At 57.8% G+C, this 22,536-nt stretch carries 22 protein-coding genes; 10 read left to right on the forward strand and 12 right to left on the reverse strand.

Translation table 11 applies throughout. The annotated features are described in order from the left end of the window. The first annotated feature begins 39 nt into the window (after positions 1–39). The 3 genes from ABFT80_RS08490 to ABFT80_RS08500 are packed head-to-tail and all read left to right on the forward strand — an operon-like array spanning position 40 to position 3,281. The gene (locus tag ABFT80_RS08490) at positions 40–774 is read left to right on the forward strand and encodes an SDR family NAD(P)-dependent oxidoreductase (protein ID WP_347971460.1); all 735 of its coding nucleotides are present in this window, start codon (positions 40–42) and stop codon (positions 772–774) included. A 9-nt stretch (positions 775–783) separates the two neighbouring features. After that, on the forward strand, positions 784–1,566 hold the full coding sequence (locus ABFT80_RS08495; RefSeq protein WP_347971461.1) for an SDR family NAD(P)-dependent oxidoreductase: 783 nt from the start codon (positions 784–786) through the stop codon (positions 1,564–1,566). Next, complete coding sequence (locus ABFT80_RS08500; RefSeq protein WP_347971462.1) at positions 1,563–3,281, forward strand: FAD-dependent oxidoreductase; 1,719 nt, start codon at positions 1,563–1,565, stop codon at positions 3,279–3,281. Before ABFT80_RS08495 ends, ABFT80_RS08500 begins: the two co-directional genes overlap by 4 nt. A 13-nt stretch (positions 3,282–3,294) precedes the next feature. Here the strand turns inward: ABFT80_RS08500 and ABFT80_RS08505 are convergent, their stop codons facing one another. Then, complete coding sequence (locus tag ABFT80_RS08505; protein ID WP_347971463.1) at positions 3,295–3,894, reverse strand: undecaprenyl-diphosphatase; 600 nt, start codon at positions 3,892–3,894, stop codon at positions 3,295–3,297. Between the two features lie 178 nt (positions 3,895–4,072). Here ABFT80_RS08505 and ABFT80_RS08510 point away from each other — a divergent pair, with 178 nt between their 5' ends. After that, positions 4,073–4,522 (forward strand): hypothetical protein, encoded by a 450-nt coding sequence (locus tag ABFT80_RS08510; RefSeq protein ID WP_347971464.1) that lies wholly within the window; start codon positions 4,073–4,075, stop codon positions 4,520–4,522. 2 nt (positions 4,523–4,524) lie between these two features. On the opposite strand, the gene ABFT80_RS08515 is transcribed toward ABFT80_RS08510, so the two are convergent. From ABFT80_RS08515 to ABFT80_RS08545, 7 genes are all read right to left on the reverse strand, one after another. After that, on the reverse strand, positions 4,525–5,241 hold the full coding sequence (locus ABFT80_RS08515) for an NAD(P)H-dependent oxidoreductase (protein WP_347971465.1): 717 nt from the start codon (positions 5,239–5,241) through the stop codon (positions 4,525–4,527). A gap of 30 nt (positions 5,242–5,271) precedes the next feature. After that, on the reverse strand, positions 5,272–6,201 hold the full coding sequence (locus ABFT80_RS08520; protein ID WP_347971466.1) for a BKACE family enzyme: 930 nt from the start codon (positions 6,199–6,201) through the stop codon (positions 5,272–5,274). A gap of 23 nt (positions 6,202–6,224) precedes the next feature. Beyond that, positions 6,225–7,166: a DUF6282 family protein gene (locus ABFT80_RS08525; protein ID WP_347971467.1), complete on the reverse strand. Its 942-nt coding sequence runs from the start codon at positions 7,164–7,166 to the stop codon at positions 6,225–6,227. 35 nt (positions 7,167–7,201) lie between these two features. Next, entirely contained in the window at positions 7,202–7,987 is a 786-nt protein-coding gene (locus ABFT80_RS08530) for an HpcH/HpaI aldolase family protein (RefSeq protein WP_347971468.1), read from the reverse strand. A 35-nt stretch (positions 7,988–8,022) separates the two neighbouring features. Further along, positions 8,023–9,303 carry a TRAP transporter large permease gene (locus ABFT80_RS08535; RefSeq protein ID WP_347971469.1) on the reverse strand — a complete coding sequence of 427 codons (1,281 nt, stop codon included), beginning with the start codon at positions 9,301–9,303 and terminating at the stop codon, positions 8,023–8,025. Between the two features lie 4 nt (positions 9,304–9,307). Further along, on the reverse strand, positions 9,308–9,877 hold the full coding sequence (locus tag ABFT80_RS08540; protein ID WP_347971470.1) for a TRAP transporter small permease: 570 nt from the start codon (positions 9,875–9,877) through the stop codon (positions 9,308–9,310). A gap of 147 nt (positions 9,878–10,024) precedes the next feature. Next, on the reverse strand, positions 10,025–11,017 hold the full coding sequence (locus tag ABFT80_RS08545; RefSeq protein WP_347971471.1) for a TRAP transporter substrate-binding protein: 993 nt from the start codon (positions 11,015–11,017) through the stop codon (positions 10,025–10,027). A gap of 185 nt (positions 11,018–11,202) precedes the next feature. On the opposite strand from ABFT80_RS08545, the gene ABFT80_RS08550 reads away from it, so the two are divergent. Both ABFT80_RS08550 and ABFT80_RS08555 read left to right on the forward strand, forming a co-directional pair. Then, positions 11,203–12,108, forward strand: a complete 906-nt coding sequence (locus tag ABFT80_RS08550; RefSeq protein ID WP_347971472.1) for a cupin domain-containing protein — start codon at positions 11,203–11,205, stop codon at positions 12,106–12,108. A 67-nt stretch (positions 12,109–12,175) separates the two neighbouring features. Next, complete coding sequence (locus tag ABFT80_RS08555; RefSeq protein WP_347971473.1) at positions 12,176–12,964, forward strand: IclR family transcriptional regulator; 789 nt, start codon at positions 12,176–12,178, stop codon at positions 12,962–12,964. Positions 12,965–12,972: 8 nt separating this feature from the next. Here ABFT80_RS08555 and ABFT80_RS08560 read toward each other — a convergent pair whose 3' ends face one another. The 4 genes from ABFT80_RS08560 to ABFT80_RS08575 are packed head-to-tail and all read right to left on the reverse strand — an operon-like array spanning position 12,973 to position 16,671. Further along, entirely contained in the window at positions 12,973–13,665 is a 693-nt protein-coding gene (locus ABFT80_RS08560; protein WP_347971474.1) for a GntR family transcriptional regulator, read from the reverse strand. Further along, positions 13,662–15,164, reverse strand: a complete 1,503-nt coding sequence (locus ABFT80_RS08565; RefSeq protein WP_347971475.1) for a tripartite tricarboxylate transporter permease — start codon at positions 15,162–15,164, stop codon at positions 13,662–13,664. The genes ABFT80_RS08560 and ABFT80_RS08565 overlap by 4 nt, the downstream gene beginning before the upstream one ends. 13 nt (positions 15,165–15,177) lie before the next feature. Next, the gene (locus tag ABFT80_RS08570; RefSeq protein ID WP_347971476.1) at positions 15,178–15,636 is read right to left on the reverse strand and encodes a tripartite tricarboxylate transporter TctB family protein; all 459 of its coding nucleotides are present in this window, start codon (positions 15,634–15,636) and stop codon (positions 15,178–15,180) included. 51 nt (positions 15,637–15,687) lie between these two features. Beyond that, on the reverse strand, positions 15,688–16,671 hold the full coding sequence (locus ABFT80_RS08575) for a Bug family tripartite tricarboxylate transporter substrate binding protein (RefSeq protein WP_347971477.1): 984 nt from the start codon (positions 16,669–16,671) through the stop codon (positions 15,688–15,690). 410 nt (positions 16,672–17,081) lie between these two features. Between ABFT80_RS08575 and ABFT80_RS08580 the strand changes: the two genes are divergently transcribed. From ABFT80_RS08580 to ABFT80_RS08595, 4 genes are all read left to right on the forward strand, one after another. Then, complete coding sequence (locus tag ABFT80_RS08580) at positions 17,082–18,176, forward strand: Bug family tripartite tricarboxylate transporter substrate binding protein (protein ID WP_347971478.1); 1,095 nt, start codon at positions 17,082–17,084, stop codon at positions 18,174–18,176. Between the two features lie 136 nt (positions 18,177–18,312). Continuing rightward, on the forward strand, positions 18,313–20,310 hold the full coding sequence (locus ABFT80_RS08585) for a tripartite tricarboxylate transporter permease (protein WP_347971479.1): 1,998 nt from the start codon (positions 18,313–18,315) through the stop codon (positions 20,308–20,310). A gap of 49 nt (positions 20,311–20,359) precedes the next feature. Next, positions 20,360–21,451 carry a 4-oxalomesaconate tautomerase gene (locus ABFT80_RS08590; protein ID WP_347971480.1) on the forward strand — a complete coding sequence of 364 codons (1,092 nt, stop codon included), beginning with the start codon at positions 20,360–20,362 and terminating at the stop codon, positions 21,449–21,451. 9 nt (positions 21,452–21,460) lie between these two features. Next, positions 21,461–22,519, forward strand: a complete 1,059-nt coding sequence (locus ABFT80_RS08595; protein WP_347971481.1) for an isocitrate/isopropylmalate dehydrogenase family protein — start codon at positions 21,461–21,463, stop codon at positions 22,517–22,519. The last annotated feature ends 17 nt before the right edge of the window (positions 22,520–22,536 follow it).

Genomic DNA, 22,536 nt, shown 5'->3' on the forward strand with positions numbered 1-22,536 from the left:
CCAAGAGCCTGCGGTATTTATGGAAAGCCAGGAATGAAAATGACAGGAAGCCCAATCGCGATCGTAACGGGAGCGGGGGCAGGTATCGGCCGGGCTATCGCAAGACAGTTGGCCAATGATGGATATCACGTGCTCGCACTCGACAGAGATGCGGCGGCGGCTGAGCAGACAGGTGAAATCATCCTCGGCGATGGCGGCAGCGCAAGTGCCGTCGCGATCGACATCACCGATGAGGCTGCAATTGCCGGTCTGCTGGAAAACGTCACCGGTTTGGAGGTTCTCGTCAACAATGCGGGGATATTCAGTGTTATTCCTTTCGAGGATCTGACATCGGAAGATTTTCGCCGCAGCTATGAGGTCAATCTGGTGGCGATGTTTGCGCTTTCCCAGAAGGCTGCAGCACGGATGTCTGCAGGCGGAAGGATCGTAAATCTGTGTTCGCGGGCAGCCTTCGGCTCAAGGCATTATGCGCATTATGTAGCATCAAAGGCGGCCGTCGCGGGTCTCACCAAGGCAATGGCGCTCGACCTTTCGTCCCGCGACATCAAAGTCAACGCGGTTGCTCCGGGTGTCATCGAGACGGACATGTTGCTTGCCCGCTCGGATACCAATCTCGATGCATTGCGCGCGCAGCAGCCAATGGGCCGGCTTGGCACACCCGAAGACATCGCCCATGCGGTTTCCTTTCTCGCCTCACCAAATGCCGGGTTCATTACGGGCCAGGTTCTGATCGTCGATGGCGGTCGTTCAATCGGCGGGACGGCTGCCTTCTGAGGAAAGACGATGACAATTTTACAAAGCGATTTCGCAGGAAAAACCGTTGTGATAACCGGCGCGGCGCAAGGCATCGGCAGGTCGACACTCGACGCCTTCCTTGCGGCAAACGTTCATCGTGTAATCGCGGTCGATCGTGATTTCAGCACCGCTGACGACGCGCTTCATTCCGAAGCCCGGGTCATTACGCTCGAAGCGGATGTGACTGATCCCAAGCTTCCGCAGATGCTGGACGAAGTGCTGGCGGCCAATGAACTGAAGCTGGATGTGCTTGTAAACAACGCTGGTATTGCGCGCGGCAAACGCGCCGATGAAACGACGGATGACGAGTTACAGGCTTATTTCGACGTGAATGTTGCGGGTCTTTTCCGGCTGTCTCGATTTGCAGTCGAACGCATGCAGAAATCGGGGGGCGGCTCGATCGTCAATACAGCGTCGATTTTCGCCCAGATCGGCGCGACGGCGAGCGCCGGGTATTCTGCCAGCAAGGCAGCCGTTGCCGGTCTCACCCGGCAGATGGCGACCGATTACGGGTTTGCGAATATACGGGTCAATGCCGTTGCGCCCGGCCTCATTGAAACACCGCTTACCGCTGAGCGTATTCGCACGGAAAAGTGGCGGCGTCAGATCATGATCGAACAGGCGCCGCTGCGCCGCGTCGGCAAGCCGGAAGATGTGGCACGGGTCATACGCTTCCTTGCAAGCGAGGAAGCCGCCTTCATCACCGGCCAGGTGATCGCGGTCGATGGCGGCTGGGCGATGGGACGGTATCCAAGACCGGACGAAGCATGATGCCTGCATCGAATTCGGTCGAGGAGTGCGATCTTCTGGTCGTCGGATCCGGTGCCGCGGGCATGGCTGCTGCCATTGCTGCGGCGCATGAGGGTCTGAAGCCTGTCATCATAGAAAAGACCGCGTTCTTCGGTGGATCGACCGCGGTTTCAGGCGGTGCCATTTGGATTCCGGACAATCCGCTGATGCGCACAGCAGGCATGAGCGACGATATCGAAGACGCCCGTTCTTACATTACAAGCGAGACGGGTAATCGCGGCAACGCGGCGCTGATCGATGCGTTTTTGCGCAAAGGCCCTGAGGCGATCGGCTTTTTCCACGACAACACCGCATTGCGTTTCACGCACCGCGCTTACTCGCCGGATTATCACCCGGATACGCCCGGCGCTGCACTTGGGGGACGGGTTATAGATGCCGAGGATTATGATGGCCGCCGATTAGGCGCAAACCTAGACAGATTGCGACCGCCGATCGGCGATTTCACGCTGTTTGGCGGCATGATGCTGAATCGCTTCGATATCGGTCATTTCCTCAAGATGACGCGCTCTGTCCGTTCGGCTTTTCATGCGGCCTCGGTCATAGCGCGATATGCGCGTGACCGTCTTTCATACAAGCGCGGCACGCGTCTCGTTCTGGGGGCGGCGATCGCCGGGCGAATGGCCGAAACGGCTTTCGATCTGGGAATACCGATCCGGTACGAGACGGCTGTCGTTGCCTTGGAGCGAGAACCCAGCGGACGAGTTACCGGCGCGCGCATACGCGGCCCCGAAGGTGAAACGCTCTTAAAGGCGCGGCACGGCGTGGTTCTCGCGACGGGAGGTTTCCCGCATAGCAATGAACGCCGAGAAGAGACATTCGATCACGTATCGAGAGGAATACCGCATTTCAGCATGTCTCCGGTGGCAGGAACTGGCGATGCGATCAGTGCGGCGGAAAAAATTGGTGCCTCTTTCATCACTTCCAACAGCAATGCCGCGTTCTGGACGCCGGTCTCGCTCTTGCCGAACGGTGACGGTACGTCGCGTCCTTTTCCGCATCTTTTCCTCGACCGTGCGAAACCCGGCGTCATTTCGGTCGCGCGGGACGGTCGCCGCTTTGTCAACGAAGCAAGCTCGTATCATGACTTCGTTCAGGGGCTGATTTCAAAGCTTCTGGAACGGGGAGATCGATCGGCATGGCTCATTTGCGATCATCGCGCGCTGCGCCGTTACGGGTTGGGTGCAGCCCCTGCCTTTCCTGGACGTATTGGCGCGCATCTCAAATCCGGCTACCTGAAGCGCGGGAAGGATATTTTAGAGCTCGCGCAAGTTACGGGAATTGATGCGCAGGCGCTGAGTGAGACACTAAATGCGTTCAACAACGACGCGGTTGCGGGCGTTGACCAACAATTCTCCAAGGGCGGGACTGCGTATCAGACATATCTCGGCGATGCTGAGAACAAGCCCAACCCGTGTCTCAGGGCGCTGGAGCATGGGCCGTTTTATGCCGTTGAAATCTTCGCTGGTGACATAGGAACATCGATGGGTCTTGCCATCGATGAAAATGCCAGAGTTCTCGATGATAGTGGACAGGCAATACCCGGACTTTTTGCCTGCGGAAACGATGCCAATTCGATCATGGCGGGAGCATATCCGGGAGCGGGGATCACTTTAGGGCCAGCGCTGACATTCGGTTACATAGCGGGCAGGGCAGCAGCTTCGGCTGATAATAGCTGACTATGCGGCTCACTCATTTCCGAAATCGCTCTGCAAGACGGCTGGCGGGCTCTACTGCCAAAAGCCGATAAACTGCGTCGGCCAGATCGATGGCAGGGCGCCCGGCAATTTTGTCGAGCCGCATTGCGAGATACGACGCACCGGCCGCGATGATCGCGCCGCCGATCATATCAAGCGGGAAGTGCACTCCCATATAGATTCTGGACCATGCGACCAGAATCCCGGCCAGACCTATTGCCAACGCGTGTTTCCAGTGCGCCAAGAGCGCCATCGTTATCGCATAGGTGAACATCACGAGACCGTGGTTGCTCGGAAATGACGGGCTCGACCGGTGCTCGATAAGGGTGTTCCCGATGGGTATCAGGAATGGCCTCGGTGAATCATAAATCGCTCCAATCAGATAACTGGTGCCGATTGCGATTATGAGTGCGCTTAAAAGGATCAGTGCCTGCCGGCGAACCGAGCGATTGCCGACAAACCAAAGAACAGCAAGGTGGACCGGGATCAGGAAGATGACATATTTCGCAAAAAAATATGCGATATAGGCGGTTAGCCCCCAGGTTTCACTTCCTGCGTTCAGAAGCAGAAAAACTGCTTGGTCGGCCTGATTCATACTGTCCCCTCATACTGACAAGGGTGAGTTTTCTTACTCACGTAAGGCGACAGTGAGGCATTTTCCGAATTTGAGGATTATTAGTCGACGATCCATTGATCTGAGGCGGTGACGCGATCCGGCGATGGACAGGAACCTTGTCTGCTGCGGGCACGTTCGTAGTGGAAGGAGATCAAATATGGCAATCATTTCACTCAGTGATCATGAAGAAATCCGTGATTGGGCGGCAGCGCGAGCTGGCTTTCCAGCTATCGTCGATGTTTCGACTGAAGGCGGGACTCAGCCGATGCTGCGCATCGTCTTTGGACAGCACGCATATCAGGACCAGGATCGGGCTGAGCGTCCGCAAAATGCTGGTGGTGTAGAATTGGTAGAGTGGAGCGACTGGTTCGAAATTCTGGACCAGAAGAACCTTGCGCTTTCGGTTTCGGACGACTTCGAAGCCAGGGACAGTTCGTATGAACTCGTCAGTGCGGGTTCCAGCGCCGGTATGGATGATCTCGACGTAAAGTTTCTCGCCGAGAACACCGATTTATCGCCCAATCAGGCAAAAGAGCTGATCGGGCGTCATGGGCGTGATCGAGACAAGCTTCTTGAGATAGCCAAAACCATGAAAGCCGAAAGCTGATTCTAACCTGCTTTGGACCAGGCGCTTTCGGCAACTAGGTCGAGTGGATTGTCGGATCTTTTGCTACGATCGACCGGCTTTGCAGCGGTCTCTACGGCGCGCCTGGCGAATTCGTCGAGATAGGCGGCGCGTCCTTCATCACTGATCCGCGGAGTGCCGTAAGCGATGAACGGCTCTTCGACCGTGTAGCCCATATATTGAAGTGTAAGCCGCTGGACCTGCCACAGAACTTTTTCAATCTCACCATAGACGCCGTCTGGCCCGAAACGCGCGGTCGTGCCGCCGGTCGTTACCGATAAAAGTGCGCGCCGCCCCTGGAAGAGGCCACTGTCGAAGCGTCGCCCATCGACATAGCCGAAGCCGTAGGCAAGCACGCGTTCGAACCAGCCTTTCAGGATTGCGGGCGGTCCGCCCCACCAGAGGGGATATTGCAGGATGAGTAGATCGGCTGCCGCTACTTTCTCCTGCTCGCGAACAAGATCGGGCGCGAATGTCCCATTCTTTGCAGCGGCTGCCTGCTCCCCCTGATAGTGAAAGCGTTGCGGATCATCTTCGCTCAGGAAATCGTGACGCCCGGCAACCGGATTGAAATTGTCGGCGTAGAGATCAGAAATCGTCACTGTGTGGCCTGCGGCCTTCAGCGCGTTGGCTGCGCTATCGCGCAGTGCCGCGGAAAAGGATGCCGGTTCGGGGTGAGCGTAGACGATCAGGACATTCATTCCTGGCCTCCTTGTAAATGAGGATGGGTTCTAGAAGTTGACGCGATCGGCGCCTTTGAGGTCGAGAATTGCGCGCGCTTCGCTGGGCGAGGCGATTTCCAATCCCAGCCCCTCGATGATCTGGCGAACCTTCGTGACCTGTTCGGCATTCGATGTGGCCAGTTTGCCCGGTCCGATCCAGAGCGAATCCTCCAATCCGACACGCACATTGCCGCCATTTGCTGCGGCGATGGCTGCGATAGCCATCTGATTGCGACCGGCGCCCAGTACCGACCAGCGATAGTCTTCACCAAAAAGCCGGTCGGCCGTCCGCTTCATGTGCATCACGTCTTCGGGATGATTGCCGATGCCGCCGAGAATCCCGAACACGCTTTGAACGAAGAAGGGCGGCTTCACCAATCCACGATCGACAAAATGCGCAAGCGTGTAGAGATGCCCGATGTCGTAGCATTCGATCTCGAAGCGCGTGTCGTTTTCGGCGCAGGCGGTGAGGATGTTTTCTATATCCGAAAAGGTGTTCTTGAATACACGGTCGCGCGATCCCTCCAGATAGGGGCGCTCCCATTCATGTTTCAAATCATTGAAGCGATTGAGCATCGGGAACAGACCGAAATTCATCGACCCCATATTGAGTGACGCGACTTCAGGCTTGAAATGCGCCACCGGACGCATGCGCTCCTCGACCGTCATCGTCGGAGCGCCGCCTGTCGTGATGTTCACGACGCAATCGGAGCGTTGCTTGATGACGCGCAAGAATGGTTCGAATCCTTCCAGCGTCTGGTCGGGCTTGCCGTCAACCGGATTGCGCGCATGCAGATGCACGATGGCAGCGCCTGCCTCGGCAGCACCGATTGCGGCATCGGCGATTTCTTCTGCCGTCACCGGAAGATGCGGCGACATGGATGGTGTGTGGATGGAACCCGTAACCGCACAGGTGATGATGACTTTGCGTGCTGCCATGCGCCCGCTCCCTTTCAAATTGTCTAGGCCAGATCGAGCAGATGCGAGGCGTTTTTCGAGGTGATCTGCCTGATCACATCCGGCGAGACATTCTTGTCCAGAAGGTCCGAGACGATCATCCGAAAACCATCGACCGGCTTTGGAGCCTGGGTAAGGCCGAGGTCAGAGCCGAGAATGGTTCGGTCGGCACCTGCAACTTCGATCAGGTGCACGAGGTCCGCCGGCTCATGCTGCTTGGCACGGCTTGGCACAAACATGCAGATCGAATGTTCCATATAAGCGCCAAGCGAGACGAGCCCGCGAATGTCATCGTCCGAACAGCCGATGATGTAGGTGGGGTGGTTGACCATCATCTTCTTGACGCCACGCTTCTTGCCTTCCTCAAATAGCTTGAAGAGTTCGCTGACATGCAGATGTCCGCCAGCGAGAATGATGTCGGCTTCCGCAATCAGGTCGAGGACTTGCAGTGTATCGTCGGTCAGCTTTCCATTGGCATCCAGTGCTGTCAGCGGTATTGGCGGCAGCATCGGCTTTGCGGTCTTCGGGAAGCTCTTGGCGGCATAGGCCTCGATGTGATTCTTGGCCGCGAAGGTCGGCATCCAGACGATCTTGCCGCCAAGCTTGATCGAATGATCGACGGCGTGCGGGTTGATGCCGCCGGAGGCGTTGTTGAGCGCCACGCCGGAGTAGAGCTTGATGTCGAGATCGGGATGGAATTCCTCGATGACTGCGCAATGCGGCATCCCGACGTAGTAATGATCCTTATAGAGAAGGGCTTTGAAGCCTGCATCCTGCGCGTCCTGGAAAGCCTGATAGTGACCCAGGATGCGGGGCATGGCGGCTGGACCTGAGTGGCAATGCAGATCGACTGCGCCGACGAGAAGGTCCGCTACTTCTTTCGCGCGCGCTTCGGACATTTCCGGCAGCGGTACGATATTGGGGTATTGCGTGCTTGTATCGGCCATGATGAGCCCTTTCCTTGTGAATGTTGTGTCCGGCGTCACGCGCCAACGGCAGCGATTTCCTGAAGCGCCTTCGATGCGGCCTGACGCATGAAGCCGTGATCGGAGGCCGTGATGAATGCGGTTGCCCCGGCTTGGCGAAAGCGCTTTGCCTCCTCGCCATTGGCGACCATGACGGCCACCGGTTTGCCGACTTTCTTCGCAGCAGCGATGATGCGGGTGCAGGCATCGACGATTTCAGGCGCGTCCATGCCGGAAGCACCGAAAGCAACCGTCAGGTCGCCGCGGCCGATGAAGATGCCATCGAGGCCGTCGACAGCAAGGATGTCGTCGATCTCGTCCAGTGCTTCCGGGTCTTCGATCATCGCAATGAACGTTGCGCTCCGGTCTCCGGCATCCACATGATCCCAGAGGCCGACCGCACCGAATGCACCGGCGCGCGTCGTGTTCGAAAAGCCGCGCTTTCCGCCGCGATAGCGAAAGGCCGAGGCAAGTTCCTGTGCCTTCACTTTTGAGGAAACGTGCGGCACGAGAGCACCTGCTGCACCATCATCGAGGATGGCAAGTATCTTTGCAGCTGTCGGCTCGGACACCCGCACAATGCCCGCCGTGCCTGAAGCGCGCGCGGCCAGAAGTGCGGAATCGATTGCGACGCGATCCCATGGCGCATGCTCTTCATCGATGACGACGAAGTCGAAACCGACATGTCCCAGAATTTCGATTGGATGCGTTGCGGGCGTCTTGATAAAGGTGCCGACCAGATGCTCCCCAGCCATGAAACGCTGACGAAACGCAGCCATTTTCTCGAATTTTCCAGACGTCATTTCGATATTCCTTTGAACGTTTTGCACGGCCATGCTCACCGCATCGGCATCATGTAATGGGGCATGAAAAGCGAGATCGCAGGGACCAACGCCACGAGCACCAGAACGAGAATGCAGATACCGATGAGCGGCGCAGCCTCCTTAGCCACCTTGGTCAAGGGTTGGCCTGAGACCGCGCAGACGATGAACAGGAGGATGCCGACCGGCGGTGTTGCCATGCCGATCACGGCATTCAGGATGACCATGATGCCGAACTGCACCGGATCCATGCCGATGATGCCCAGGAACTGCAGCAGGATCGGCATCGTCAGGATCAGGATCGAGATAGGCTCCAGAAACATGCCGAGCACGAGCAGGACCAGGTTCAGCATCAGCAGTACCACGTAAGGATTGTCGCTGATCGAAAGCACGCCGGCTGCAATCGCGTTTGGCACACCCTCAAGTGTGAAAACAAAGGCGACGATGTTGGCCATGGCCGTGATGAACAGAATGGCGGAACTGACGACCGCGGACGCAACCGCAGCATTCCAGATGCGGGTCATGGTCAGGTCGCGATAGATCATTCCGATCATGATCGCGTAGGCGACTGCGACTGCGGCGGCCTCCGTGGCGGTAAAGATACCTGCGCGGATGCCGACCAGAATGATAACGGGCAGGAACAGGGCAGGCAGCGTGCGCAGCGTTGCTCGTCCACGCTCGCCCCATGATGTCCGCTCGGTTACGGGAAAGCCGTCGCGTTTTGCGCGCCAAGATGCATAGACCAGCAGTCCGACGGCGAGGAGAATGCCAGGAAACACACCGGCAATGAAAAGCTGGCCGATAGAGGTTCCCGACAACACGCCGTAGATGATGATGGTGATGCTCGGCGGAATAATGCCGCCCATGATGGCACTTACGCCGACAAGGGCTGCGGCATAGGCTGCGGGAACGCCTTGTTTGGCCATGGATGGGATCAGGATCGAACCCAGCGCCGATGCTTCGGCGGTGGCACTTCCGGCAATGCCGGCGAAGAAGCCCGACGACAGAACGGTCACCGATGACATGCCGCCGCGGCGGTGGCCTATCAATGCTCGTGCAAAGACCACGATGCGGTCTGTCACGCCGCCCATGTTCATGAGCATTCCGGCCAGCACGAAGAGGGGGATGGTCAACAGGATGAACTGATCGACGCCAGCCATCATGCGTTGCGGCAGGGCCAGGATCAGCATTCCGTTCCCGGAGAAGTAGAGATAGGCGACGCCGCCAAGTCCGAGCGCCAGGGCAATCGGAACGCCGGTTACGAGCATGATTATGAAAGTGCCGAAGAAACTAGCCATCGTGTCAGGCCTCGGGAATGTTCTGGTGAATGGGCTCTTCGCCGGGTTTTCCAAAAGCAAGGAAGTCCGCGATGAGTGCGCCAATGATGTGCAGGCCAAGAAGCGCGCAGCCGATCGAAACTGAAATGTAGACGAGACTGATGGGAACCGCGGCGCGATTGCCGGTCAGCGAGTTCCAGATGAAGTCGAAAGCCGGAATGATCTGGTTCGAAAAGCGCTGCGAATAGCTGTAGCCGCTCTGCGCGAGCAACCAGAGAAAGACCAGAATCGGGATGGCCAGAACGAGTTTGAGCGCGAACTGTCCCTTGGGGCCGAGCAGGTTCGGGACGAAATCGACATTGACCATCTCGCCGCGCTGATAGGCATAGCCGATGACGAAGAAGGTCTGCCACAACAAGAGATAGCGGCAGAGCTCCTCGGCCCATATCAGCGAGGTGTGGAATGCGTAACGTGCCAGAACCTGCGCAAGAACAATGCCGACGATCGCCAGCATGGTCGCGCCGGCAACGAACCGGACCAGCCGGATATACCAGCCGATCGGTCCCGCGATTGCACTTGTTTGAGCTGCACTCATGATGGGCCTTCTTCGAAATATCGATGCCATGACAGAAGCTGGCGGTTTTGGACGCGACCGTGCGGAAAGGACGATGGACCGTGCCCGCCCGGCAGAAGACGCGTATCAACGCGCTTTCACCGGACGCCAGAGGTTTGTTTGGATAGATCAGGCCTGAGCAGCGGCCACGAAGTTGGCGATGATCGGCGACTTCGCCTTCCACTCTTCAACAATGGGTGCAACGCGTTCGCGCATGGCATCAAGGTCTTCGAGTTCGTGAATCTGGACGCCCTTCGCCTTGAGTTCCTCGCGGCCGGTTATTTCCTGATCTTTGGTGTAGGCCAGGGTCGGCGCGATCGTGTCGCGTCCCGCCTGACGCAGCCCCTGCTGGACTTCCGCCGGAAGCCCATCAAAGAACGTTTTGTTGGCGGCGATGACCGTCTGCCACGGATAGTGGCCGGTCAGTGTGAGGTTCTTGCCGACCTCCCAGAGGTTTTCTCCGATGATCGACGAAACATTGATTTCGACAGCATCCAGAACGCCGGTTTCGAGCGCGCCGTAGATTTCACCATAAGGCAGACCAACGGGGGAGGTTCCAACCTTCTCCCAGATTGCCTGATGCAGCGGAACGGGGACGATGCGTGTTTTCAAGCCTGCGAAGTCAGGAATCGTTTTCACGGACTTCGAACCGGATAGGAAGTTCCTCTGGCCGATGTCGACCGTTGAAAGGCCGACCAGCCCGGCCTCATCCAGATCGTCAAGAATGGCCTGACCGGCTTCACTGGTCGCGAGTTGCTGAAAATGATCGTAGTCGCGGATCAGGAACGGCAATTGATAGGCATCAAGTGCGGTGCGACCGGTGACAAGGGGAAACAGAACGCCGCTCGCCAAGGCCAGCGGGATCGTGCCTGCGACGATCGATTCCAGGATTTGCTTGTCGTCACCCAACTGACGGTTTGGAAATATCTGGATATCCACTGCACCCGGAATTAGGGCCTCTACGGCCTTCTTGAATTCCACCGCTGCAATGTGGGCAGGATGACTTTCGGCAGTGGCGTGCGCGAAGATAATCTTCGTGGTTTGGGCGCGGGCAATATAGGGGGCAGCAAGCGTTGCTGCGGCAGCTCCGGACAATGCCAGAACAGTGCGGCGCGTTAGCATAAAACGTCTCCTCCGTTTCGTTATGCAGAACGATGTTCCGTCCTATAAGTTTTCATAAATTTGATTTCTGTCAAGGAACATTTCATATCCACTCACAAAGAGCGTTCTTGACAGACGGGACATTTCCATATCGTTCTATAATAAGATGCTGTGTTCTGACTGGAAGAACGATCTGGGAGCGAGATATGTACGACAAAACCGACCCCCGTGCCATATTGGCCGCAACTGCGAAGGCGCCGGTGCCGAGCAATTTTGCTGGTGTCGATTTCGGCCTCTTTTACGAGAACGATGCACAGATTGACGATGCGAGCGGCAAGACGTGGCTTACGCGTGGCCAGAACTTTCTGGTCGCCTTTAGCGATGGTGCAGCAAACGGCGTCTTCGAGCGAAAAAGCCATCCTGACGAGTACATGTTGGTCTTCCCTGACAGCAAATCAGGCGGTCGCGTAGAAGCAAATGGCGAGAATGTTGACGTCGCGGGCTACAGTCTGGTCATCGTGCCGCCGGGCGACAGCAAGGTCACATTGAGCGAAGGCGGCCGTTTCTTTCGGATATTTTCCACGCAGGCGAAAGACCTGAGCGCTCTCTGCTCCAATGCGGATTCTTACGCAGAGCCGCACCCGAATCTGCCGCCATTCGCGGCATGGCCGGAGCCGGTTGGCGGCTACAAGATACGTTCCTACAGCCTCGATGTGCCGGCGCAGCCGGGCCGCTTTGGCCGTATCTTCCGCTGCACGACGCTGATGGTGAATTTCCTCGACCCGCAAATGGGGCCTCGCGACATCACAAAACTATCGCCGCATCACCATGATGATTTCGAGCAAGGCTCACTGTCGATCGACGGTTCCTTCACCCATCATTTGCGCTGGCCGTGGACGACTGACCTCAACACATGGCTGCCGGACGAGCACGCGCTTGTCCAATCGCCTTCGCTGACAATCATCCCGCCGCCTGCGATCCATACCTCGCGCGGGATGGATGCCGGTCTCAATCAACTCATCGATATTTTCTCCCCGCCGAGGGTGGATTTTTCCAGGCAGGCGAACTGGGTGCTAAACGGGGACGAATATCCTATACCGGATCAGAATTAGGCTTCGCTTGATACCCGCTGCTTGCGGGTATCACGGCCAGCACAGAACCGAATGACGGACTTCGCGCATGGAAGAAAAGACCAAGGCAGGCAGCATTCAAGCCGTTGAGTTTGCGCTGAATATTCTCGAATACGTAGCCCAGCATCAGGCTTCGGTCGGGATTTCGGAGCTTTCACGCGTGTTCGGCACGACGAAGAGCCGAATTCACAGGCATATCCAGACGCTTGTCAGCGCCGGTTATCTCGTTCGCGACGAGGATACGGAACGCTACAATGTCAGTGCCCGGCTTATGGCGCTTGGTCAGGCGGTCAGCGAGAGTTTCGAACTGGCTTCGGCAGCCCGCCACACCGCGCGCGAGCTGCGCGACAGTCTCGGTCATGCCGTAGCGATCAGCCAGCCGGAACGGGAAGGCATGCGCATTCTTTTGCTGATGCCGAGCCGTTCGAATATCGAAATCGCGGTGAAGCCGGGATCGATCCTCCAGTATCATTCCAGCGCGCAGGGCAAGATTACGCTGGCCTTTGGCGACCCGATGCTTTTGCCGCAAATCCTGTCGGCGGGGCTGGCGATGACGACGCCCTACACGATCACCGAGGCACATGCCTTGCGCGAAGAGGTTGAAATCACGCGCAAGCGGCGCTGGGCGGTGGCTCCCAACGAAGCGATGGTCGGGCTCAACGCACTCTCGGCACCCATATTCGATGCGCTCGGCGGCTATGTCGGCGCAATCGCAATGACGGACTCAGTGCAGTTCATAGGCAGCATGCCCTCGACCGAACAGGTCAGCCAATTGCTTGCCGCTGCCGAGAAGATTTCTTCTCATCTCGGATTCAGGGCGCAGTCAGCGCGCGGTTGACCAAGCTCTTATGCTGAAATCCTGTCATTCTCACCGACGCCCTTGGTGAGCGCGGTGACGTAGATTTCCGCGGTCCGATCGACATGGCCGTTCAAAAGATTGCGGAAGCCGCTGTAATCTTCCGCGCGAACCAGATCGACGAGCGTCTTGTGTTCCATGAAAGAAAGCTCTCGCAGCCTCTCGATCGGTTTTGTCAGATGGGTACGAAGTGCCGCGATCTGGCCGGAAACAAGCTGATAAGCCTCCACGACATACGGGTTGCCTGAGCAGTCGACAAATGCCTGATGAAAATCGGCGTCGAGCTGCCCATAGGCAACCGTATCGGAAGATTGCATCGCAATATCCATGGCTGCGATTACCGCGCGCAAACGGTTCAAAAGAACGTCCTTGTTGCGACGGATGGCAAACTCAACCGCGTTGACCTCCAGCATTTTGCGGTATTCGCAGATGAGGGCCACGTCCTGAGCGGTCGGTGTGAAGACGAAGCTGCCCTTCTTGGACTGGATGACGACCAGACCCTGTTGCTCAAGCTGGATCAGTGCATCGCGAACAGGTGTACGGCTGACGCCGAAGCTCTCGGCCAGCTTTTCCTCGGATATGTTTTCTCCCAGGCCGATCTCGCCATCGATGATCGCCTTGCGCAAGCGGACAGCAACCATCTCTGCCAGTGATTTCGGCTGTTCGATCTTCATGTCTTTCATACAGAGGCCTCCTTCCGGCGTGACTTTCTGTAAAGCTTTATCAATGGAGGTATGAACCACAGAGCAAGCGTCATGACACCCAGCGTGCCTGCGATCGGACGCTCGAAAAAGGCAAGCGGGTTGTTGTCGACCTTGATGAGCGAGGTGATCAGGTTTCGCTCTACGAGCGTACCCATCACCAGCCCCAAAACTGCCGGTGCCACCGGGATTTCGCTCTCCTCCATAAGGTAGGCAAAGACACCGACCACGATCATGATGACGATGCTGGAGATGGAAAGATCGATCGAGAACGAACCGACAATCGCAAAGCCCAGGATCAACGGTGCCAATGCGGTCTTGGGGATTTTCAGGACAGGTGCTGCAACGATGATGGCAAGAATGCCGAGCGGCACCATGAGCAGATTGGCCAGCATGAACACCATGAAAATGGCGTTCACTTCCACGGCATTGTTGATGAACACCATAGGGCCGGGGTTCAGGCCCTTAACGTAAAGCACGCCGATGACGATGGCGGTGATCGAGTCACCGGGAATGCCGAAAACCATTGCCGGGACATACGCCCCGCTCAGCGCGGAGTTGTTGGCAGCCCCTGAATCGACCAGACCTTCCTCATAGCCCGTTCCGAATTTTTCGGGCGTTTTGGAGAATTTCTTCGAAACCGCATAGGTTATCCACGCTGCGATATCGGACCCGGCACCCGGCAGAATGCCGATAAGAGTGCCGAGCACAGAGCCGCGGCCCAGATTGAACTTATATTTCCACAGCGTTTTGCCCAGACCGTTGAACAGGTCCGACACTTTGGCGATCGATTTGGCTGTCTCCGTCTTGTCGCGATGGACGATGGCGCGGATGATTTCGGGTACGGCAAAAAAGCCGATGAGCGCAGGCACGAAAGAGACGCCGCTTAGCAGCGACTCCTGGCCGTAGGTAAAGCGCGGATAGCCTGAACTTGTGTCGAGGCCGACGCAGGCGATAAGCAGTCCAAGGCACAGGGACATAACGCTTTTGACGATCGAGCCGGTGCCCAGCATGATCGCTGCACTGAGGCCAAGAAGCGCCAGCCAGAAATACTCGAATGAGGTGAAGTTGAGCGACACCTCTGCGAGTTGAGGCGCGGCGACCATCAGCACAAGCGTACCGAATACCCCGCCGATGGCGGAGGTGACGACACACAGGCCGAGGCCAAGTCCGGCCTTGCCCTTTTGGGACATTTTGTAGAGGTCATCGACATAGGCTGCCGACGCGGCAGTACCGGGAATGCGGATCAGTGCCGTGGGAATGTCGGAGGCGAAAATGGCCATGGCCGACATGGTGACGATGGCGCCGATTGCCGGAACCGGGTCCATGTAGAAGGTGATGGGCACGAGCATGGCGGTCGCCATGGTGGCCGACAGGCCCGGAACCGCGCCGATGAAAAGACCGAACAGCGCGCATAGCAGCATGACGGTCAGATTAAAGGGATCGAAAACCAGGGGCAGTGCAGCGATGACATTATCCATGATGCACGCCTCCTTACGACAATGGGCCAAGAGGCAGCGGGACCAAAAGCAGCTTGGCCATGCCGTAATAGACGACGCCGACAAAGATGATCGAGACTGCCACCCATATCGGTGAGCGGTGTCCGAGCAGCATGTAAAGCGCGATCATCAACACTGCGCAGCCGATCACAAAGCCGATTTCCTCGAAGAAAAAAGCGAGGACCAAAGTGCCAACCACGGCGATGAGTGCCGCGATTGCGCGTTCCGGATGCTTCCAGCCTTCGTTGAGTTCCAGCAGGCGACCGGACGCTGCAACCAGACCGCTCCGCCCGATTATCAACCCTCCAACGATGAACAACACGCCGAAGATCGTGGGGAACGTACCTGGACCTATTGCCTGGCCCGGCATTGATGGAAAGGTGGATGACTGCCAGATGACGAATCCGCCAAGCAGCAGAAAGAACAGGCCAAGCAGCCCGTCGTGAATACGCATCGATTTTCCTCCCGGTTGAAGGGGCCGCGTTCAGGCAGCCCCTTCAATTTTTTACTTTGCCAGACCGACGGCTTTGAGCGTCGTGCCCATCTGCGCGTCCGAATTGGCCATGAAGGCTTCGAAATCAGCGCCGGGGGTCCACTGCATGGCATAGCCGCGAGCGGTCATGAACGAGGTGTATTGCGGGTCCTGAACCACTTTGCCGATTGCGGTCTGAAGCTTTTCGACGATGGCGGGATCAAGATCTTTCGGTGCCACGATACCGCGCCAGGAACCCATGACGAAGTCCACACCGGCTGCTTCCGAGAAGGTCGGCAGATCGGACATGGCTTCGCTGCGTGTAGCGCCGAAGATAGCGATCGGCTTGACGCGACCGGCATCCATCAAGGCCTGGCCTTCGGGGAGCGATGCGGTCACGAAGTCCACGCCGCCCGCAGCCAGATCCTGCACTCCAGGAGCAGCCCCCTCGGAGGGCACCCAGGCAACCCGCGTAACAGGAATATCCAGCGCGTTGAGCATGCCCGCAACCGCGAGATGGTTCACACCGCCCTGCGCCGAGCCGGACGCTTTCAGTTCACGATCCGAGCTGGATTTGATTGCCTCGATCAGCCCCGCCAAGTCTGCATATGGGCCGTCGGCCCGCACGAAGATGGCGGCCGGATCAGCGTTGTAAAGGCCGATAGGCGTGAAGGCCTTGTAGTCGATTTCAGTCAGGCCCTGATAATGCATGCCGCCGATTTCGAGGGTCGCGATACCAAGCGTGTAGCCATCAGCCTTGGCACGGGCGATGGCCGAATGTCCGACAACGCCGGAGCCGCCGGTACGGTTTTCCACGGGAACCGGAACGCCGAGTTCCTTCTCCAGCAAAGTGGCGATTATCCGCGCGGTTGCATCGGTGCCGCCACCGGCTCCCCACGGCACGATGAGCGTTACCGGCTTTGCCGGATACTCTTGAGCCATAGCAGGAACGGGTGCAGCGAAGGCGGTTGCGGCCAGCATGGCCAGCACAATGCGCCGTTTGATAGTGACGTTCATTAAGTCCTCCCGAAAGTTACGCAACAATCAGGCAACTTGCCGTCCCTCGAATACGGCACCTGATCTGCATGTAAGATACAGTATACAACAGTGGTTGATGTCAATGCCAGCCCCGCGCAATTTGCATGACAAACGGCAGTTTTCAGTGATTTGGCGCGAGCGCAGCTCGCCGGGCGCCGAACGAAATTCGCGGAATCACTTCATTTTAGAACATGCAAAAGATGTGCTGCTGAAGAGCGGTTCGCGGCATAAATCGACATAAATGTCCTGAAACGACCGCGGAAATGGTCGAATTAGGCATCGCTTTACAACGCGGAGATTGATGATTAGGGTGGCCTTAATTTCGTACACCTTTGTATACGGTGTTAAACGAAGCCAACTAAAGCATAGTGGGAGGAGGCCACATCACAATGAGACTCAATCGTCGCACCTTTTTGGCAGGCACTGCTGTTGCCGCCGCCAGTTCGCTTCCGGTTGCAAAGGCCTTTGCGCAAACACCCGTAGATTTCTCCGGTAAAACCATCGAATTCGTGATTCCATTTTCGGAAGGCGGCGGTTCGGACGTTTGGGGGCGATTCTTTGCTCCTTATCTGGCGCGCCATTTGCCAGGTTCTCCAAATGTCATCGTCCGCAACGTTCCGGGCGGCGGCTCGATCACGGGTACCAATGAATTTGTCGCACGCGCCCGGCCCGATGGGCTGAGCCTGCTTGGAACGTCGGGGTCGACCCAGTTTCCGTTCCTATTGGGCGATCGGCGCGCGCGCTACGACTACGCCGATCTCATTCCCGTCATCGTTTCGCCCACGGGTGGCGTTGCCTATCTGCCGGCCCGTTTCGACGTCAAGGACGCGTCCGAACTTGGAAAGCTGACCGATCAGGAGCTTGTCTATGCAAGCCAGGGTGCGACATCGCTCGATCTGGTGCCGCTGCTCGCCTTCAGGCTGTTGGGATTGAACGTACGCCATGTGTTCGGCATGACCGGACGCGGCGACGGCCGTCTTGCTTTCGAACGCGGCGAAGCGACAATCGATTATCAGACATCCTCGGCCTATCTGACCAACGTACAGCCTCTGGTCGATGCGGGCAGCGCGGTGCCGATGTTCTCCTGGGGAGTTATCGACGCGGAAGGCAACGTCCAGCGCGATCCGACTTTCCCCGACATTCCACATTTCGTCGAAGCCTATGAAATGATGCATGGCGAAGCGCCATCGGGTTTGGAGTACGATGCCTACAAAGCCTTCTTCGGTTCAGGCTTCGCGGCTCAAAAGCCTGCCATGCTGCCTAAGGGTACGTCGCCGGAAATCGTCGCAGCCTATCGTCAGGCATTCATTGATGCGGTGAACGATCCTGATCTGCAGGCCAGCAAGGGCGAGATCCTCGGTGAGTATGATCAGGCCGTGGGCGATAATGTTCAGGGGCTTTACGAGGTCGCCACCACCATTGCGCCGGAAGCGCGTGAGTGGGTTCGCGAGCTGCTGACCAAGGAATACAACGCCCGGCTTTAAAGCCCCGTAACGAAACGGATGGGTGCGTCGGCAGGAATGCCGCCACCTTCAAATCCCGGCCGACGATACAAGCGCCGCCATGCCCTTAGGGCTGGCGGCTTCCCCGTCATTTTTGCCATAAGGACGAGGTTTTCCCATGGTTATCGACGCAATTTACGAAGCACTTGCAAATGTGTTGACGCTCAACCATTTCGCCTACCTGATGGTGGGTGTGGTGGTGGGGCTGGTTGTCGGCATCCTGCCTGGGCTTGGCGGCATTGTCGGCATGTCGCTGCTGCTTCCATTCGTTTACGGTATGGAGCCGACTGCGGCGCTGGCGATGCTCGTCGGCATGCTGCCAGTACTTGCCATTGCGGATACGTTCGCTTCGGTTCTCATGGGAATACCGGGGTCGAGCGCATCGCAGGCGACGATCCTCGACGGCTTTCCGCTGGCCAAGAAAGGGCAGGCTGCGCGTGCGCTTAGTGCGGCCTTCGGCGCGTCTCTTTTCGGCGGCATCTTCGGTGCAGTCGTCTTGACCTTCTGTGTGCTGCTGGCGCGGCCGCTGATCCTTTCGTTCGGTTCAGCCGAGCTTTTCATGCTAACGATTTTCGGTCTCTCGATGGTCGGCGTGCTTTCAGGCAGCAGTCTTGCAAAGGGCGTTGCGGCATGTGCCGCCGGCCTGGCCCTTGGCTCGGTCGGTGCAGCACCTGCGACGGGGGAGTATCGAATGGATTTCGGCTCGCTCTATCTTATGGACGGCGTGCCGCTCGTCATTGTCGGCCTCGGCATCTTCGCCATTCCTGAAATCGGCGATCTTCTGCGCAAAAACCAGACGATTGCCGACAAGACATCAGCCCTCGGCAGTGGCTGGCTTCAGGGCCTCAAAGATACGTGGATGTATCGTTGGCTCACCATTCGCTGCGCGGGTTTGGGTGCAATTCTCGGTATGATTCCCGGCCTCGGCGGCAGCGTTGTCGACTGGATTGCCTATGGTCACGTCGTCCAGACATCGAAGGACGGCTCGCAATTCGGCAAGGGCGATATTCGCGGTGTCATCGCACCGGAATCGACCACGAGCGCCAAGGAAGGCGGCGGCCTTGTGCCGACGCTGCTGTTCGGCATTCCAGGTTCCGGCTCGATGGCTATTTTCCTGGCGGGCATGGTGCTGATCGGGCTTCAGCCCGGCCCGGCGATGGTTGGTCAAAACCTTGGCATGACCTACACGATCGTATGGTCGCTGGCCGTTGCAAATGTCATCGGAACGATCCTCTGCATCGTGCTTGCGCCAGGCATTGCACGCATCACGACGGTCAAATATGCGCTGGTCGCGCCGTTCATGATTCTCGTGATTTCGTTTGCGGCATTCCAGCCAAGCCGTTCGTTCTACGATCTCGTCGCCCTGCTGGTGATTGGCCTGTTCGGCATCCTGCTCCGCCGTTTCGGTTGGCCGCGTCCTGCCTTCCTGATCGGCTTCGTCCTGGCGACGCAGAGTGAGCGTTATCTTTATCAGGCCGTGCAGTTTGCAGGCTGGGAATTCTTCCTGCGCCCGATCGTTCTGATCATCGCGGCAATCATCGTGATCTCGGTCTGGCTTGGCGTTCGCGCCGGCAAGAAAGAGGGCGGCAAGATCGAGACTGAGGGCGGCGGGCGTGTTTCGGATACGACCGAGCTTTGGCCGCAGATCGCTTTCACTTTGCTAATCGTCGGCATCTTCCTTTTCGCTGGTTATGAGAGCATCGGCCTCTCCTTCCTCGGACAGGTATTCCCGGCGGGCATCGCTATCGTAGGCCTGATCGCGGCGGCGACCGTGCTCATTCCGCAGCTTCGGGGCAATCGCGAAAACCCCGCGGTTTTCGACGGCGAGGAGGAGCGAAAGCAGGGCGATGACGGCCCGGTCGGGCCGCTGCGCTACATGCTTTGGCTCGGTTGCTTCGTCGGGTTGATCGGCCTGTTCGGCTACTTCCTCGCGCTGCTGCTCTTCTTCGTCTCGTTCATCCGTTTCGTGGCGAAGGCCAACTGGCTGATGACGATCCTTCTGACGGGTGCAGCCGTGTCGTTGGTCCTCGTCCTCGCCTCCGCACTCAACATGCAAATGCCGGGCGGTCTGCTTCAGGAATATTTCTATCAATATCTGAGCTGGCCGCTGCGCTGACGCCTACGCCTCATGCTGCTGAGCGCGGGGCCAACACAAGGGTTTTTAGATGAGTACACAGACTGCCATTTCCTGCATTCTGATGCGGGGAGGAACGTCCAAAGGTCCTTACTTCAACATGGCGGATTTGCCGTCCGAGATCGAAAAACGGGACCGGGTATTGCTTGCCGCGATGGGCTCGCCAGATGAACGTCAAGTCGACGGATTGGGCGGCGCGGACACGCTGACATCAAAGGTCGCCATGGTCGGTCCATCCGAGCGTGAAGGGGTGGACGTCGATTTTCTGTTCGCTCAGGTCTCCGTTGCCGACGCGATCGTCGACACCGCACCTTCCTGCGGCAACATACTTGCGGGTGTCGGGCCATATGCCCTCGAAACGGGAATGGTGCAGCGACAGGACGGAACGACGCCGGTTGTCATCTACAACATCAATACCAAAAGCCGCATCGAAGCCGTCGTGCAAACGACGCGCGACGCGGTGATCTATGAAGGCGATGAAGCAATTGCCGGTGTGCCGGGGACGGCTGCGCCGATCCGGCTCAACTTCATGGATATTGTCGGCTCCAAGACCGGAGCTCTGCTGCCGACCGGCCATGCGACCGAGCAGATCGACGGCGTCGATGTCACGCTTATAGATGTGTCTGTGCCTATGATGATACTGAGGGCATCGGATGTCGGTAAGACCGGCTATGAAAGCCCTGATGAGCTCGATGCCGACACGGCATTTTTCGCTCGCATCGAAGCAATGCGTAAAATTGCCGGTGAACGCATGGGCCTGGGCGATGTGACCGGAAAAGTGGTGCCGAAAGTTGCGATACTCGCGACACCTCAAAATGGCGGCAACATCGCTTCTCGCTACTTAGTGCCACACAAGGCACATGCCGCCTTTGCCGTGACGGGTGCGCTTTGTGTTTCGACATGCGCCATGCTGGAAGAATCGGTTGCCGACGGCCTTGCCGTTCGCGAAGCGGGCGACGACCGTAATGTCGTCATCGAGCATCCCGCTGGTGTCATCGAGATTGCTTTGCGTACGAAGGGCAGCGGTTCGCAGATGGAAGTTCTCAGCGGCGGCGTGATCCGAACGGCCCGCAAGCTGATGAGCGGCGAAGTCTTTGTGCCGTCCGAAATTTTCACCGACTAAGGATAATTGATGAAACTTCTTGTATTGCCCGGAGACGGAATTGGCCCGGAAATCGTCGCTTCCGCACTCGATGTTCTGAAGGCCGTCGATGCCAAATACGATCTCGGTCTAGATTACACGCATAGGGAAGTTGGGCTTGCGGCGCTCAAAACGCATGGCACCAGCCTGCCTGATGATATTCTGCCTCTAGCGCGCGAGATGGACGGTATACTGCTTGGGCCGATGTCCAATCTGGATTATCCCCCGCGCGACAAGGGCGGCATCAATTTCTCGGCCGCGTTTCGCACGAAGCTGGATCTCTACGCCAATATCCGCCCGGCGCGCACGCGCACGAATCTGCCGCATCGCGGCACGGACATGGATCTGGTGATCGTGCGCGAGGGCACCGAGGGCATGTACCCGGATCGCAACATGGTTTCCGGTCCGGGCGAATTCATGCCCGTGGAAGGCGTTGCAATATCCATGCGCAAGGTAACTGCAGCCGCAAGCGAGCGGATTGCAAGGCGCGCTTTCGAACTGGCGCGAACGCGCAACAAGAAGGTCACGGCGGTTCATAAGGTGAACGCCTTCGTCGTGACGGACGGCCTGTTCATGGAGTGCGTGCGCAAGGTGGCCACGGAGTTCCCGGACGTCGAACTCAACGACGTACTGGTCGATGCAATGGCCGCGTTGCTGGTGCGCGATGCAAGCAAGTACGACGTGATCTGCTCGACCAATTTTTACTCGGACATTCTTTCGGATTTGGCATCCGAGCTCTCAGGAAGTCTTGGACTGGCAGGCTCGATCAATGCTGGAGACGATCTCGCTGCTGCGCAGGCGCAGCACGGTTCGGCACCCGACATCGCAGGCTTGGACAAGGCAAATCCCTGCTCGATGATCCTGTCGGCTGCGATGTTGCTGGAGTGGTATGGTGCACGCACCGGCAAGGAGAATTTCCGGCAAGCCGGGAAAGCTATCGAGGATGCGATCGACGCGGTTCTCGCCAAGCCCGAAACGCGCACGAAGGATCTGGGCGGTACGCTCGGCACCAAGGCCTTTACGAAAGTGGCAGTCGCCGCTTTGGCATAAAGAAAGAGGCGGGCATC

The organism is Foliimonas ilicis, assembly GCF_039939195.1.
Taxonomy (GTDB): Bacteria; Pseudomonadota; Alphaproteobacteria; order Rhizobiales; family Rhizobiaceae; genus Foliimonas; species Foliimonas ilicis.

Bases quoted from the DNA above. Each gene is read 5' to 3' on its own strand.
- ABFT80_RS08490 (WP_347971460.1), top strand. From the start codon at position 40: ATGACAGGAAGCCCAATCGCGATCGTAACGGGAGCGGGGGCAGGTATC.
- ABFT80_RS08495 (WP_347971461.1), top strand. From the start codon at position 784: ATGACAATTTTACAAAGCGATTTCGCAGGAAAAACCGTTGTGATAACC.
- ABFT80_RS08500 (WP_347971462.1), top strand. From the start codon at position 1,563: ATGATGCCTGCATCGAATTCGGTCGAGGAGTGCGATCTTCTGGTCGTC.
- ABFT80_RS08505 (WP_347971463.1), bottom strand. From the start codon at position 3,894: ATGAATCAGGCCGACCAAGCAGTTTTTCTGCTTCTGAACGCAGGAAGT.
- ABFT80_RS08510 (WP_347971464.1), top strand. From the start codon at position 4,073: ATGGCAATCATTTCACTCAGTGATCATGAAGAAATCCGTGATTGGGCG.
- ABFT80_RS08515 (WP_347971465.1), bottom strand. From the start codon at position 5,241: ATGAATGTCCTGATCGTCTACGCTCACCCCGAACCGGCATCCTTTTCC.
- ABFT80_RS08520 (WP_347971466.1), bottom strand. From the start codon at position 6,201: ATGGCAGCACGCAAAGTCATCATCACCTGTGCGGTTACGGGTTCCATC.
- ABFT80_RS08525 (WP_347971467.1), bottom strand. From the start codon at position 7,166: ATGGCCGATACAAGCACGCAATACCCCAATATCGTACCGCTGCCGGAA.
- ABFT80_RS08530 (WP_347971468.1), bottom strand. From the start codon at position 7,987: ATGACGTCTGGAAAATTCGAGAAAATGGCTGCGTTTCGTCAGCGTTTC.
- ABFT80_RS08535 (WP_347971469.1), bottom strand. From the start codon at position 9,303: ATGGCTAGTTTCTTCGGCACTTTCATAATCATGCTCGTAACCGGCGTT.
- ABFT80_RS08540 (WP_347971470.1), bottom strand. From the start codon at position 9,877: ATGAGTGCAGCTCAAACAAGTGCAATCGCGGGACCGATCGGCTGGTAT.
- ABFT80_RS08545 (WP_347971471.1), bottom strand. From the start codon at position 11,017: ATGCTAACGCGCCGCACTGTTCTGGCATTGTCCGGAGCTGCCGCAGCA.
- ABFT80_RS08550 (WP_347971472.1), top strand. From the start codon at position 11,203: ATGTACGACAAAACCGACCCCCGTGCCATATTGGCCGCAACTGCGAAG.
- ABFT80_RS08555 (WP_347971473.1), top strand. From the start codon at position 12,176: ATGGAAGAAAAGACCAAGGCAGGCAGCATTCAAGCCGTTGAGTTTGCG.
- ABFT80_RS08560 (WP_347971474.1), bottom strand. From the start codon at position 13,665: ATGAAAGACATGAAGATCGAACAGCCGAAATCACTGGCAGAGATGGTT.
- ABFT80_RS08565 (WP_347971475.1), bottom strand. From the start codon at position 15,164: ATGGATAATGTCATCGCTGCACTGCCCCTGGTTTTCGATCCCTTTAAT.
- ABFT80_RS08570 (WP_347971476.1), bottom strand. From the start codon at position 15,636: ATGCGTATTCACGACGGGCTGCTTGGCCTGTTCTTTCTGCTGCTTGGC.
- ABFT80_RS08575 (WP_347971477.1), bottom strand. From the start codon at position 16,671: ATGAACGTCACTATCAAACGGCGCATTGTGCTGGCCATGCTGGCCGCA.
- ABFT80_RS08580 (WP_347971478.1), top strand. From the start codon at position 17,082: ATGAGACTCAATCGTCGCACCTTTTTGGCAGGCACTGCTGTTGCCGCC.
- ABFT80_RS08585 (WP_347971479.1), top strand. From the start codon at position 18,313: ATGGTTATCGACGCAATTTACGAAGCACTTGCAAATGTGTTGACGCTC.
- ABFT80_RS08590 (WP_347971480.1), top strand. From the start codon at position 20,360: ATGAGTACACAGACTGCCATTTCCTGCATTCTGATGCGGGGAGGAACG.
- ABFT80_RS08595 (WP_347971481.1), top strand. From the start codon at position 21,461: ATGAAACTTCTTGTATTGCCCGGAGACGGAATTGGCCCGGAAATCGTC.